Here is a 14,144-nt window from a genome sequence, read left to right as displayed (position 1 = left end):
ACCGCTCCACTCACCACGAATAAGTGAGATGTCCGTCAACGCCGACACCCTGCTGATCCGCCAACTCGGACCCGCCGACCGGGACGCCTATTTCCAGCTTCGTCTGCGCGGGCTGAAGGCGCACCCCGCTTCGTTCGGACAAAGCCACGACGAAGCGCTGGCGAAAGGCGCCGGGCAGCATGACGCGACACTGCAGGGCTCGGAGACGGAAGGCACGTTTCTGCTTGGCGCGTATGCGTCGGCCGACGCTCCGCTGATCGGCGTCGTCGGTCTGCTGCGCAATAAAGCCCACAAGGAGCGGCACAAGGCGAACGTGGTCGGCATGTATGTCGCACAGGAAGCGGCTGGTCGTGGGGTCGGGCGCGCGCTGCTCAGCGAGTTGCTGACGCGCGCGGCGCGCGTCGACGGTTTGCGACAGGTGCAGCTAACCGTGGGTAGCCGCAACGACGCGGCGCGCAGGCTGTATGAATCGCTCGGCTTTCGCAAATATGGGTGCGAAGTCGGCGCCTTGAACGTCGACGGGGTGTTCCATGACGAGGATCTGATGGCGCGATTCCTGGCGTAGCGCCCCCGGGAATCATTGACGACGCCTCCTTGCGGCCATTCCCGGCGCCTCGTCAACGTTGTAATGTCGTCTTATTGCACCGACATCGTGTCAGGCAACCTGCACGGCACTGGCTTCTCGCAGCCTCCGTCCGCAACGTGATCGGTACGCATCTGCGACCGCTGTTCGGTCTCGGGGTCGAACGCGTGCGACAGACCGGCTGCCCATCCTCATCGAGCCGTTACAAAGCCGGCCCTCGTTTGCGTAGTTTGTAACGGGGGACGCTTCATACGGTTACAGGCTCCATCCGCCCCTCACGCGCCCCCCAGCAGGAGTATTTATTACCGTCCATTCCATCGCTTTCCGTTCCTTTCTAATCCAAAACAAATTTACCGATCGCCGCGCGGTGCGGACGCACGTCTCGGACAATCGCGTAGGATTCCCATCCAGCAAGGGTTTTCATGGATTAGAGGCCAGTGTCGAAAGGCTATAAATTCACTTGGCATCATTCATTACAATGGCGTGAAAAACTTACCGAAAAATGATGTAGCTTTTTGAGATATTTTTTTGAGAAAGGATTGATTTCTGGTTTTAGCCTTCATACAATTCGTCCCGAGCTGTTACGAAATGTAACCTCTTGTATCAAATGTTCGCTGGCTGTAGCAAGTAGCAACATGTAGCCGGAGGCCACGTTGCCGGCGAGGCAGAAAAGACATAACGGCGCAAAGCCGACATAGTAATTCGGGGCTTCGGAAACAGACAAAATGGACCGTAGCAGCGAGACGCTGGATTCAATCCGCGAGATCAACTTGTCTTACATCATGCTCGCGCAACGCATGTTGCGCGAGGACAAACCGGTCGGAATGTTCCGGCTGGGACTGTCGTCGGAACTGGCTGACTTGCTTGCCGGGCTGTCGCTCGCGCAAATCGTCAAGCTGGCCGCTTCCGACCAGCTTTTGTGCTTCTTCCGCTTCAACGACCACGCGATGCTGTCGGCGTTGACGCAAACAACAAAGCACACCGCAATTGCACCGACCCACACGGCGATCCTGCTTGCAGGCCAGCCCGCCGAGCAATTGTGCCTGACTCTTGAGGTGACTGCAATGCTCAAGCGAAGCCTGACCGAAGATGCACAGGAAGTATTTCGCGCGATCGCACTGATCGAGCTCGGCGCCCGCATGCAGGTGCTCGAGAGCGAGTTGACGCTGTCGCGCGACCGTATGATCCGCCTGTATCGCGAGGTCAAGGGCGTATCGCCGCCCAAGGGCATGCTGCCGTTCTCGGCGGATTGGTACATGACGTGGCTCGCGAACATTCACGCGTCGCTGTTCTACAACACGTACCTGTTCCTCAAGAACGAAGCGCGCTGCTCGCATCTGGATGCGCTGACCAAGGGCTATCGGCTGTATCTCGAACACTGTCAGCACAGCGAAACCGAGCCGGTGCTCGATCTGACGCGCGCGTGGACGCTGGTGCGTTTCTTCGACGCCGACATCCTGCAGTTGACCAGATGCTGCCGCTGTACCGGCAAGTTCGTCGCGCACAAGCACGACCTGCAGCACAACGTCGTGTGCGGCGCCTGCCAGCCGCCGTCGCGTGCCGGCAAGACGAAGAAGGCAGCAGCCGCGCGCCGGGAAGCGCTCGATGCGGCGCAGGTTGCGCAGGCCGCTTGACCGATCGATTCGCCGTCGCGAGACGCGCTCGACCCGATTCAAACCGAAGCTCACATGATTCCGCGCAGTGATTGAACTGCGCGGATTTTTTTCGCCTTAGCGCCGGGCAAACGGGCGTGCCGAATACCGGTCGTTTAGATCAACCGGCCAGCCCCACCGTCTGGGCAACGAGCCACAGATTCGCCGCACTGATCGCAACAAACAGCGTCCAAACGAGCAGGCGCGTCGGCAGCGTGTTGGCGAATTCGCCCATCAGCGATCGGTCGCTCGTCATGCGGATCAGCGGATACAGCGCGAACGGCAGTTGCAGGCTCAGCACGACCTGACTCGCGACGAGCAGTTGGCCAACCGCGCCATTGCCGAGCATCCGCACACCGATCAGCGCCGGGATCAGCGCGAGCGCTCGCGTGATGAAGATCTGCGTGACCTGGTCGTGGCCCGTCGCGTAAACGCGGCGGCCGCGAGAATCAGGATCGCCATGTTGATCAGCGCCGCGATCACGAGCGATGCGATCGTGTCGATGCGTGACATGCCGATCGCCGAGCGGATGCTGGCCGGATCGCGCTTCACCGCGCGGGTCTGCACGATCGACGAGTGCAGATACAGGTTATGCGGCATCACCGTCGCGCCGAGAATGCCAAGCGTCGTTGATGAGGTCGATGAAGCGCTTGCCAACAGGCTTAGGAATTCAGCGCTTCGCCACCCGCTGCTGCGCTGACACCGATGCGGCTCCGGCCGTAGAGCCGGAAGCCGCAGCCAGCGAAGCCGCCGCGCCGCCGGAAGCACCAACCGGCACCGGCGCTGCCCCCACCGCCGTATCCCCCGCCGTCACATCGCCCCAACCGCCACCGAGCGCGCGAATCAGATTCACGGTCGCGACCGCCTGCGTGCCCGCCAGATGGCTCGCCTGCAATTGCGACTGCAGCACCTGCCGCTCGCCATCGATCACGTCGAGATAGCTGACCGCGCCCTCCGTGTACTGCGTGCGCGACAGATGCGCGGCGCGCTGCGACGCATCGACCGCGTCGTTCTGCTCGCGCATCTGATCGTCGAGCAAGCGCAGATCGGCAAGATTGTCCTCGACTTCACGGAACGCCACGAGCACCTGCTGGCGATATTGCGCGACGTCCTCGTCGTACTTCGAACGGGCCTGCGCGAGATTGGCCTTGCGGCGGCCGCCGTCGAAGATCGGCACCGTCAGCGCGGTACCCGCGAACGGACCGAGGATGAACGCGCGGCTCGACCACATGAACAGATCGCCGAGCGTCGCCGATTCAAAGCCGAACGCGCCCGTGATGTCGAGCTTCGGGAAGAACGCCGACTTCGCGAGCCCGACGCGCGCATTCGCTGCCTGCATCGCGCGTTCGGCTGCCGCGATGTCCGGCCTGCGTTCGAGCAGCGCCGACGGCAAACCCGGCGGCACGCGCACCGCCACCGGCGCGAGCGGTTCTTCCGCGAACGAGAAATCCGCGGGCGGCTTGCCGAGCAGAATCGCGAGGCTATGCTCCGAGGCCGCCCGTTGCCGCGCGACGCCGACCGCATCGGCACGCGCGCTCGCGAGCTCGTTGCGCGAGCGCGACAGATCCAGCTCGCTGATATCGCCTTCCTTGAAGCGCCGCTCGACGAGCTTCAGCGTGTCCTCGCGCAACGCGACGGTGCGGCGATACAGATCCTGGTCGGTGTCGAGCTCGCGCAACTGGAAGTAGTTCTGCGCGACGTCGGCCTGCAACGACAGCTGCACCGAGCGAAACAGCGCTTCGCTCTGCTGCTCGTCCGAGCGCGACGCGTTCACGTTCGAGCTGACCCGCCCGAACAGATCGGCCTCATACGACGCGCCGACCTGCGCGCGCCAGATCGTGCCCGTCGTGCCGCCTGCGCTGTCCGGCTGGAATTGCGACGCCGCCGACGCGCGCTCCCGGGTCGGGCCGAAGCCCGCGTCGAGCTTCGGGAACCAGTCGGACTTCGCCGCCTGCGTGACCGCGCGCGCCTGCTGCACGCGTGCGGCTGCGGCCTTCAGGTCCTGGTTCGCGGCGGCGGCCTGCTCTTCGAGCGCGTCGAGCTGCGGGTCGCCGAACACCTTCCACCATTCGCCACGCAGGGCGTCGTCGGCGGGCTGGGCCGGCTTCCACGTGCCGGTGTTTTGCGCCGGCGCGGCCGAACCAGCCGCCACGCCCGACGCCGCCGCAGCCGACGTCGCCATCGCGGGCGCTTCCTTGAACGCCGCCGGCGTATCGACGTCGGGCCGCTTGTACGTCGGCTCGACCGAACAAGCGGCCAGCAGGGCGATCAGCAAACCGCTCGCGGCCGCGCGGCCCCATCCGCGCAAAGAGTCAAAGCGAGATTCAAAGCATTTCATTGTTGTTTTCTCCTCAGACGTCCGTAACGGGCGCGCCGTAGCGCGGCGCATCCTTCTGCGCGACGTGAATCGTCCCGCCCGCGAGCGAACGCAGCACCACATAGAACACCGGCGTCAGCATCAGGCCGAACAGCGTGACGCCGAGCATGCCGAAGAACACCGCGACGCCCATCGCGTGACGCATCTCCGAGCCCGCGCCGCTCGACAACACCAGCGGCACCACGCCCATGATGAAGGCGATCGACGTCATCAGAATCGGCCGCAGACGCAGACGGCTCGCTTCGATCGCGGCCTGCAGCGGACTGCGTCCGTCGTGTTCGAGCTCACGCGCAAACTCGACGATCAGGATCGCGTTCTTCGCGGACAAGCCCACCAGTACCATCAAACCGATCTGCGTGAAGATGTTGTTGTCACCACCGGTGAGCCACACGCCGGTCAGCGCGGACAGCACGCTCATCGGCACGATCAGGATCACGGCGAGCGGCAGCGTCAGGCTTTCGTACAGCGCGGCGAGCACGAGGAACACCAGCAGCACGCTGATCGGGAACACCCATATGCCCGCGTTGCCGGCGAGGATCTGCTGATACGTGAGGTCGGTCCACTCGAGCTTCACGCCGCGCGGCAGCACCTCGGCGGCCACGCGTTCGGCCGCGGCCTGCGCCTGTCCCGACGAAAAGCCGGGCGCTGGGCCGCCGTTGATGTCGGCCGCCGTGTAGCCGTTGTAGCGCACCACCATCTCCGGTCCGTAGGTCGGCGTCACCGTGACGAGCGACGACAACGGCACCATCTCGCCCGCCGCGTTGCGCGTCTTCAGTTGCAGGATGTCGTCGGCGCGTTGACGGAACGGCGCATCCGCCTGCACGCGCACCTGATACACGCGACCGAAGCGGTTGAAGTCGTTCACGTACAGCGAGCCCAGATAGATCTGCATCGTGTCGAACACATCCGTGACCGGCACGCCGAGCTGCTTCGCCTTCACGCGATCGAGATCGACGTTCAGCTGCGGCACGTTGATCTGATAGCTGGAGAAGGTCGGCCCAAGTTCGGGCGTTTGCGCCGCGCGCTTCACGAATGCTTCGGCAGCCTTGTTGAGTTCCGCGTAACCAAGCGCGCCGTGATCTTCGAGCTGCATCTTGAAGCCGCCGAGCGTGCCGAGCCCGAGCACCGGCGGCGGCGGGAACACGGCGACGAACGAGTCCTTGATCGCGCCGTACTGCTGGTTCAGCGCACCGGCAATCGCGCCTGCCGAGAGCTTCTTGTTGCCGCGCTCCTTGAACGGCTTCAGCGTGACGAACACGATGCCCGCGCTCGAACTATTCGTGAAGCCATTCACCGACAGACCAGGGAAGGCCACCGCGCTTTCGACGCCCGGCTGCTTCAGCGCGATCGCGCTCATATCGCGGATCACCTTTTCCGTGCGATCGAGCGAGGCACCGTTCGGCAACTGCGCGAACGCGATCAGATACTCCTTGTCCTGCGCGGGCACGAAGCCGCCGGGCACGATCCGCGCCACCAATACGGTTGCACCGATGAGGATCGCGTACACCGCGAGCATCGCGCCCTTGCGGCGCAGCACGCCGGTCACGCCGCGGCCGTAGGCTTCCGAACCGCGATGAAAGACCTTGTTGAAACGCTTGAAGAAGCCGCCGAGCACACGGTTCATCACACGCGTCAGCCAGTCTTCCTTCTCGCCGTGGCTGCGCAGCAGCAGCGCGGACAACGCCGGCGACAGCGTCAGCGAATTGAACGCCGAGATCACCGTCGAGATCGCGATGGTCATCGCGAACTGCTTGTAGAACTGGCCCGTGAGACCCGTCATGAACGCGAGCGGAACGAACACGGCGACGAGCGTCAGCGCAATCGCGATGATCGGCCCGCTCACTTCGCGCATCGCCTTGTAGGTCGCCTCGCGCGCACTGAGCCCGCTTTCGATGTTGCGCTCGACGTTCTCCACCACGACGATCGCATCGTCGACCACGATGCCGATCGCGAGCACCATGCCGAACAGCGACAACGCGTTGATCGAGAAGCCGAACGCAAGCAGCAGCGAGAACGTACCGACGATCGACACCGGCACCGCGATCAACGGAATGATCGACGCGCGCCACGTCTGCAGGAACACGATCACGACGATCACGACCAACGCGATCGCTTCGAGCAGCGTATGGATCACCGCCTCGATACTCGAACGCACGAACTGCGTCGGGTCGTAGACGATCCGGTATTCGACGCCGGCCGGCATGTCTTCGGCGAGTTCCTTCATCGCCGCGCGCACCTGCTCTGAAATCGCGAGCGAGTTCGCACCCGGCGCCTGATTGATCGCGAGCGCGACCGCGGGCTTGTTGTCGAGCAGCGAACGCAGGCCATATTCCGACGCCGCGAGCTCGATCCGGGCGATATCGCGCAGATAGGTCACGCCGCCGTCAGGCGCGGTCTTCACGACGATGTCGCCGAATTCGCCCTCGGTCTTCAAACGGCCGCGCGCATTCACCGACAACTGCAATTGCGTGCCCGGCACCGACGGCGACGCACCGATCACACCGGCCGCGACCTGGATGTTCTGCTCGCGGATCGCGTTGACGACTTCGGTCGCCGTGAGACCGCGTTGCGCGACTTTCTGCGGATCGAGCCAGATACGCATTGCGTAATCGCCCGAGCCCCACAGCTGCACTTCGCCGACGCCCTGAATCCGCGCGAGCCGATCCTTCACGTTGAGCAGCGCGTAATTGCGCAGATACGTCATGTCGTAACGATCGTTCGGCGAGATCAGGTGCACGACCATCGTCAGCGTCGGCGAACTCTTGATCGTCGTCACGCCGAGCCGCTGCACGTCTTCCGGCAGACGCGGCAGCGCCTGATTGACGCGGTTCTGCACGAGCTGCGTCGCGAGGTCGGGATTGGTGCCGAGCTTGAACGTGACGGTCAGCGTCAGATTGCCGTCGCTATTCGCCTGCGACTGCATGTACAACATGTTCTCGACACCATTGATCTGCTCTTCGAGCGGCGCGGCGACCGCCTCGGCGATCACCTTCGGATTCGCGCCCGGATACTGCGCGTGCACCACCACCGAAGGCGGCACCACTTCCGGATACTCGGAAATGGGCAGCTTGAACAGCGAGATGATGCCCCCGAGCAGGATCAATACCGATAGCACGCCTGCGAAGATCGGGCGATCGATGAAGAATTTGGATATGTTCATTGGAAGCTCTTAACGTTGGAGCATGCGCGTTGGAGCATGCGGCTCACGAATTGCCTTTCGCGCCGGCCTCGGCCTTGGCACGCGACTGCGCGAGCGCTGCGCTGTTCGGGTCGTCGTCGGTCGTCATCGGCACCATGTGCGCTCGGACCGTATCGCCGGGACGCACACGCTGAACGCCGTTGACGACGATCCGATCGCCCGGCTTCAAGCCGTCCTTGACGACGCGCAGATTGCCTTGCATCGAACCCGTCGTGATCCCGCGATAAACGACGTGGTTGCCCTGATCGACGACCAGCACGAACTTCTTGTCCTGGTCGGTGCCGACCGCGGCATCGTCGATCAACAGCGCCGGATGCGGTGCGCTGCCCCCCACCTTGAGGCGCGCGTAGAGGCCCGGAATCAGCGTGCCGTCCGCGTTGTCGAACTTCGCGCGCACGCGGATCGTGCCCGACGACGTGTCGAGCCGGTTGTCGACCGACTCGATCGTGCCGCTGCGCGAGTAGCCGGATTCATCGGCGAGACCGAGTTCGACCGGCACCTTGCTGCCGTCCTTCGCGCGGCTCAGGTATTGCAGGTAGGTCTGCTCGTCCGCGTCGAACGACGCGTAGATCGGCGACACCGAGACGAGCGTCGTCAGCGGCACCGAACTGGCGCCCGCCGACACCACGTTGCCGACCGTGATCTCCGCGCGCGACACGCGGCCCGACACCGGCGCGACGATCTTCGTGTAGCCGAGATTGATGCGCGCGGTTTCCAGCGCGGCTTGCGCGGCCTTCAGGTTCGCGCTCGCCTCGCGCGCGGCGTTCTGCTTCTCGTCGTAGTCGCGTTTGGCGATCGCGTTGTCGACGATCAGCCGTTGCGCGCGTTCCCAGTCGCTTTGCGTGTAGCCGGTGCGTGCCTGCGCGGCCGCGAGCTGCGCTTGCGCGCGATCGACTTCGGCCGCGTACGGACGCGGATCGATCACGAACAGCGTGTCGCCCTGCTTCACGAGCGCGCCGTCCTTGAAGTTGACTGACACGATCGTGCCCGGCACCTGCGAACGCACGTCCACTTTCTGCACGGCTTCGAGACGGCCCGAATAAGACTGCCAGTCGGTGATCGTCTTCTGCACGACGGTCGCCACGTCTACTTCCGGCACGATGGTGGGTGCGGCCGGCGAGCTCGCATCGACACGAATCGCGCCGAACGTGCCAAGCCCGGCAAGGACGACGACGACCACGGCGGCTAACGCCACGCGGCGGCGGGAAAGAGGAAGGATAGTCATGTGTAGCTCCCGGTATCGTTGATTGAATTTCTGTTTATCGATGAGCGCGCGCGTCGAAGCGCCACTGGAAAAAGCGCACCGCTTCCTGCAAAGCGGGCGGATGATCGGCGAGCGCTGCGTGCGACACGCTCGGAAAGCGCACCACCTGGGTCTGCACGCCCGCGTCGATCAGATTGCTTGCATACTTCTCGGCCTCGACGTGCAACACGTCGTTCTGCGCGGTCGCGATCAGCGTGGCCGGCAAGCCGGCGAGCCGCGACGATTCGAGCGGCGCCGCATACGGATGCATGCGCTGAGACGCTTGCGGCAGATACGCGCGATAACACGCGGCGCACTCGCGCGCGGTGATGTCCGAACCGAGCCGCTGCTCGTCGCCGAGCCGCGTCAGGCTCGGATCCAGCATCGGGCCGAACAGCGCCTGCGCGCTGATCGGCACGTCGTTACGATCGCGCGCGATGAACGCGAGACAATTGGCGAGTTGGCCGCCCGCGTCGTGGCCCGCCACGCCGATCTTTCTGCTATTGCCACCAAATGCCCGCGCTCGCGTCTGCACCCACAGCGCCGCGCGATGCGCGTCTTCCGGCGCGGCTGGAAACGGAAACCGCGGCGCGAGCGAATAGCCGACCGACACCACGAGCGCCGGTAAGTGTTCTGCGAAATACCGCGCGGCGAAGTCCGCGCACTCGATCGAACCCTTCGTAAAACCGCCGCCGTGAAAATAAAGCAGTACCGGCAACGCGGTTTTTTTCGTCAGCCGATACAGGCGCAACGTAATGGGTTGAGCGTACCCATCGATATCCACGTCGGTGACTTCAAGCGTTGCGTCATTGGCCTCAGCGCCAGTGTCTTCGGCGGAAACGCCGGTGGAAAAAGGCGAGTACGGCGATTTGAATGCATCCATGTCGAGCCGCGCAAATGCGCATAGAACTTCAATGGTGCGAATTGTGGGTTCGGCAGACTCGCAAATAAATGCCTATAATCCGGCAACACAATTCGGTGCCTTTGAACAATCCCGATGTGATTGTTTTCGCGGACTCCATTCCCGCCTGTGCACCAGCCCCTTCTGGAGGTTTGCAATGGACCGGCTTCAGGCCATGCAAGTGTTCACGCGCGTCGTCGACACCAACAGCTTTACCCGCGCAGCGGAAACGCTCGACCTGCCGCGCGCATCGGTTACTACGATTATTCAGAACCTCGAAGCGTTTCTCGGCACGCGGCTGATGCACCGGACCACCCGCCGTCTGTCGCTGACGCCCGATGGCGCCGCGTACTACGAGCGCTGCGTGCGCATCCTCGCGGATGTCGAAGAGACCGAGGCGAGTTTCCAGAGCGGCAACAAGAAGCCGCACGGCAAGCTACGCATCGACATGCCGGGCTCGATTGGCCGTCTGCTCGTCATTCCGTCGCTGTGCGAATTCCACACGCGCTATCCGGACATCGATCTGCAACTGGGCCTGACCGACCGGCCCGTCGATCTGCTGCAAGAAGGTGTCGATTGCGTGGTGCGTGTCGGCGCGTTGCAGGATTCGTCGCTGGTCGCGCGCCGCATCGGTCTGTTCGAGGGCGTGACCTGCGCGTCGCCCGACTACATCAAGCGCGCGGGCGTGCCCGCTTCGCTCGAAGATCTCGACAATCACAAAGCCGTCAACTACTTCTCGAGCCGCACGGGACGCACGCTCGACTGGGCGTTCCTGGTGAACGGCAACGAAGTGGAAGTGAAGATGAAAAGCATCGTGTCGGTCAACGACGCGGATGCCTACGTGACCTGCGGACTCGAAGGCTTCGGCCTGATTCAGCCGGCGCGCTTCATGGTGCTGCCGCATCTGGGCTCGGGTCAGCTCGTCGAAGTACTGCCGGACTTGAAACCCTTGCCGATGCCGATTTCGGCAGTCTATCCGCACAGTCGTCATCTGTCGCCGAAAGTCCGCGTTTTCGTAGACTGGATCGCGGAGCTGTTCGATCGTTGCCCATTGCTGAGCGGACGCGGCACTCTCGACGCCACCTGCACGAAGCGCACATTCGAGCAGCGCGAGTCCGCGCCGGCACTCGACACGCCGGTGATGACCGAATGGGTCGCATGAAGTACGCGAAGTGAAACAGTGAATTCCAGCCGCGGCGCCAATGCCGCGGCAACCGTGCAATCGCACGGCCCCGGTGAAGCCTCGCTCGCGATTGTTCCCGAATCGCGACAATTCATTTCGCAAAACCGCGATTTATCCACACCGCGTCGACGTCTACATTTCACCCTGTCGCAGCGCCATCGCGCTGCCAATGAATCGACAGGAGTGAATCATGAAACGCAATCTGTTGGCGGGCCTCGCTCTGTCGCTGCTCGTCAGCGTTCCGGCATTTGCGCAAGGCGGCGGCGGTATCGGCCGCGCGGGAACGTATGACACGCAACCGGCGCCGAGCGCGAGCACGAGCACGAAGACACGCGCCGAGGTCAAGGCCGAACTGGTCGCCGCGTATCGCGACGGCTCGCTGCCCTCACTGAATCGCACCTCGTATCCGGACAAAGGCCTGATCGGCCAGACGCAAGCCGCGCGCATCGCGTTGCAGGAAGGAACGAACGGCGAAGTGACGCGCGTTGCGAAGGGCCAGTAACGAGTTAGAAGAAGTTGATTCAGAACCCGGCGCGCTTGCGGCGCAAAACTGCGCGCCTCTTCATCGAGGAGCACATCATGACACCATCGGAACTCGACAACTGGAATACCGACACGCCCGTGTGGACACCGTATCGCCCGATACAGCATTGAGCGTTGGCTGTCGTTCACGGCACTCGGCGTCATGCGCCCGCGAAGTGGCTTCGCGGGCGCATTCGCATTGAAGCGATCGAAAGCGGGTGCGGCCTGTGACGACGCGCTTGCCGTCGTTTCCCTATAATCGAATATCCTTCCCTCGCAGCGGGTTTGTGCGCTTCACTATAGGAGCAACACGATGGATTATGTGAAACTCGGCCGCACCGGCCTCGATGTATCGCGTCTCTGTCTCGGCTGTATGAGTTATGGCGTACCCTCGCGCGGCACGCACCCCTGGTCGCTCGACGACGAAGCCGCGCGGCCTTTCATCAAGCAGGCGCTCGATCACGGCATCAACTTCTTCGACACGGCCAACGTCTATTCGGACGGCACCAGCGAGGAAATCGTCGGCCGTGCGCTGAAGGACTTTGCGAAGCGCGATGAGATCGTGCTAGCCACCAAGGTCAATAGCCGCATGCATCCGGGCCCGAACGGCGCGGGGCTGTCGCGCAAGGCGATCATGGCGGAGATCGATAACAGCCTGCGGCGGCTCGGTACCGACTATGTCGATCTGTATCAGATCCATCGCTGGGACTACGGCACGCCGATCGAAGAAACGATGGAAGCGCTGCACGATGTCGTGAAAGCCGGCAAGGCGCGCTATCTCGGCGCGTCGTCGATGTACGCATGGCAGTTTGCCAAGGCGCTGCAGGTGGCCGAGCGCAATGGCTGGACGCGCTTCGTGACGATGCAGAACTACGTGAATCTGCTGTACCGCGAGGAAGAGCGCGAAATGCTGCCGCTGTGCGAAAGCGAAGGCATCGGCGTGATTCCGTGGAGTCCGCTTGCCCGCGGACGCTTGACGCGCGACTGGGACACCGAAAGCGCGCGCTCGGAAACCGATGAATTCGGCCGCACGCTGTACGCGCACACGCAGGAAGCGGATCGGCGCATCGTCGAGCGGGTCAGCGAGATCGCGAAAGAGCGCGGCGTGCCGCGCGCGCAGGTTGCGCTAGCGTGGGTGCTGCAGAAGAAGCCGATTACCGCGCCGATTGTCGGTGCTACCAAACTGCATCATCTCGACGATGCGGTTGCGGCGCTCTCGTTGAAGCTCAGTGACGACGAAGTTCACCGGCTCGAAGAACTGTATGTGCCGCATGCGGTGGCGGGGTTCAAATAAACGCTGTGAAGCGTACTGGCATCCAGTCGGGACGGGGCGGAATGACCCGCGATCGCAGCGCACGTCGCTTCGCCTCATCTCGCTTCCTCTCGCCTCCTCTCGTCCGCGGGGTTCACGGACTCGATTCATGCCCGAGTGGAGAAGTCTTCTTTAATTGCGCGGCACATCCGGTTCGAAGAACACCCAGCGCACCTGAGGAAACGTGGCCTGCAGATCGGCCTCGATGACGTTGATCGCATCGACCATCGCGCGGCCGCTCGCATAGTCGATCATTTCCGCCTGCACCGCCACCACCACGTGACGCCCCCACTGCAGCGTGATCAGGTTGATGATGCCGCGAATCTCGGGACGCGCGCGCAGATGCGCGTCGATGGCGCTGCGCACTTCCGGGCTCGCCGATTCGCCGACGAGCATCGACTTCACTTCACGCGCGACAAGCCACGCGATCGTCATCAGCAGAAGACCGATCCCCACCGAGCCGAGCGCGTCATACACGGGGCTGCCGGTCACCATCGTCGATAGCACCGCGACGAAGGCGATCGCGAGACCGAATAGCGCGGCGATATCTTCGCCGGCCACGACCAGCAGATCCGATTCGCGCGTCTCGCGAAACCAGTGCCACAGATTTTTATCCGGATGCGTCTTGCGAATCTCCTTGACCGCGCCCCACAACGATAGCGATTCGAGCACCACCGACACACCGAGCACCGCCAACGCGACGAACGCATATTGCAACGGCTCGCGCGCAATCAGTCGATGAACGCCCTCATACACCGAAAACGCACCGCCGACAAAAAACAGCAGCAACGCAACCAGCAGCGAATAGAAGTTGATTTCGCGACCGCTGCCCATCGGATGCAAAGGGCTCACCGGCTTGCGCGCTTCGCGCAGTCCGAATAGCAGCAGCAGTTGATTGCCGCAGTCGGCGGTGGAGTGAATCGCTTCGGCGAACATCGATCCGGAGCCGGTGAACGCCGCCGCGGCGAACTTGCAGACGGCGATGCCGAAGTTGGCGGCGAGTGCGTAGAAAATGGCTTTCGGCGATTCTTCTTTCATCTGCTGGCGGGGGTCGGTGAGTGGGCTGGGTATTGTTGGGTATTGCACGAGCGAAGTGATCGGCAAGTACTCGATATTATGGATGACAACGACACACCCGGTCGCAGGAATCGGACCTGATGTGCCGTCGTGCC

The 14,144-nt window shown here is 63.2% G+C and carries 10 protein-coding genes and 2 pseudogenes; 6 read left to right on the top strand and 6 right to left on the bottom strand.

What is annotated here, in order from left to right:
• Positions 1-28: 28 nt before the first annotated feature.
• The 3 genes and pseudogenes from OKW35_RS23770 (at position 29) to flhC (ending at position 2,217) form a co-directional block, all read left to right on the top strand.
• On the top strand, positions 29-565 hold the full coding sequence (locus OKW35_RS23770; protein ID WP_429553276.1) for a GNAT family N-acetyltransferase: 537 nt from the start codon (positions 29-31) through the stop codon (positions 563-565).
• A 743-nt stretch (positions 566-1,308) separates the two neighbouring features.
• Positions 1,309-1,611, top strand: a pseudogene (gene flhD, locus OKW35_RS23765) (flagellar transcriptional regulator FlhD); the annotation flags it as partial.
• A 36-nt stretch (positions 1,612-1,647) separates the two neighbouring features.
• Complete coding sequence (gene flhC, locus OKW35_RS23760; protein WP_018423439.1) at positions 1,648-2,217, top strand: flagellar transcriptional regulator FlhC; 570 nt, start codon at positions 1,648-1,650, stop codon at positions 2,215-2,217.
• A gap of 139 nt (positions 2,218-2,356) precedes the next feature.
• Here flhC and OKW35_RS23755 read toward each other — a convergent pair.
• The 5 genes and pseudogenes from OKW35_RS23755 to OKW35_RS23735 form a co-directional block, all read right to left on the bottom strand.
• A pseudogene (locus tag OKW35_RS23755) lies at positions 2,357-2,859 on the bottom strand (divalent metal cation transporter); the annotation flags it as partial.
• A 46-nt stretch (positions 2,860-2,905) separates the two neighbouring features.
• Positions 2,906-4,573: an efflux transporter outer membrane subunit gene (locus OKW35_RS23750; protein WP_429553275.1), complete on the bottom strand. Its 1,668-nt coding sequence runs from the start codon at positions 4,571-4,573 to the stop codon at positions 2,906-2,908.
• A gap of 13 nt (positions 4,574-4,586) precedes the next feature.
• Positions 4,587-7,772 carry an efflux RND transporter permease subunit gene (locus OKW35_RS23745; RefSeq protein WP_429553274.1) on the bottom strand — a complete coding sequence of 1,062 codons (3,186 nt, stop codon included), beginning with the start codon at positions 7,770-7,772 and terminating at the stop codon, positions 4,587-4,589.
• A gap of 43 nt (positions 7,773-7,815) precedes the next feature.
• Positions 7,816-9,036, bottom strand: coding sequence for an efflux RND transporter periplasmic adaptor subunit (locus OKW35_RS23740; protein ID WP_429353147.1), 1,221 nt, complete (start codon positions 9,034-9,036; stop codon positions 7,816-7,818).
• Between the two features lie 34 nt (positions 9,037-9,070).
• Positions 9,071-9,937 (bottom strand): alpha/beta hydrolase, encoded by an 867-nt coding sequence (locus OKW35_RS23735; protein ID WP_184064262.1) that lies wholly within the window; start codon positions 9,935-9,937, stop codon positions 9,071-9,073.
• Between the two features lie 175 nt (positions 9,938-10,112).
• Here OKW35_RS23735 and OKW35_RS23730 point away from each other — a divergent pair, with 175 nt between their 5' ends.
• The 3 genes from OKW35_RS23730 (at position 10,113) to OKW35_RS23720 (ending at position 12,954) form a co-directional block, all read left to right on the top strand.
• On the top strand, positions 10,113-11,117 hold the full coding sequence (locus OKW35_RS23730; RefSeq protein WP_018423444.1) for a LysR family transcriptional regulator: 1,005 nt from the start codon (positions 10,113-10,115) through the stop codon (positions 11,115-11,117).
• 211 nt (positions 11,118-11,328) lie between these two features.
• Positions 11,329-11,640: a DUF4148 domain-containing protein gene (locus OKW35_RS23725; protein ID WP_429492563.1), complete on the top strand. Its 312-nt coding sequence runs from the start codon at positions 11,329-11,331 to the stop codon at positions 11,638-11,640.
• Between the two features lie 333 nt (positions 11,641-11,973).
• On the top strand, positions 11,974-12,954 hold the full coding sequence (locus OKW35_RS23720) for an aldo/keto reductase (protein WP_184064259.1): 981 nt from the start codon (positions 11,974-11,976) through the stop codon (positions 12,952-12,954).
• A gap of 150 nt (positions 12,955-13,104) precedes the next feature.
• On the opposite strand, the gene OKW35_RS23715 is transcribed toward OKW35_RS23720, so the two are convergent.
• Entirely contained in the window at positions 13,105-14,010 is a 906-nt protein-coding gene (locus tag OKW35_RS23715; RefSeq protein ID WP_184064256.1) for a cation diffusion facilitator family transporter, read from the bottom strand.
• Between the last annotated feature and the right edge of the window lie 134 nt (positions 14,011-14,144).

Origin of the sequence: Paraburkholderia sp. MM5477-R1 (genome assembly GCF_050436385.1) — a bacterium.
Lineage (GTDB): Bacteria > Pseudomonadota > Gammaproteobacteria > Burkholderiales > Burkholderiaceae > Paraburkholderia > Paraburkholderia tuberum.
The sequence above is the reverse complement of the archived record's forward strand: the minus strand, read 5'-3'. Positions and strand labels throughout refer to the sequence as shown.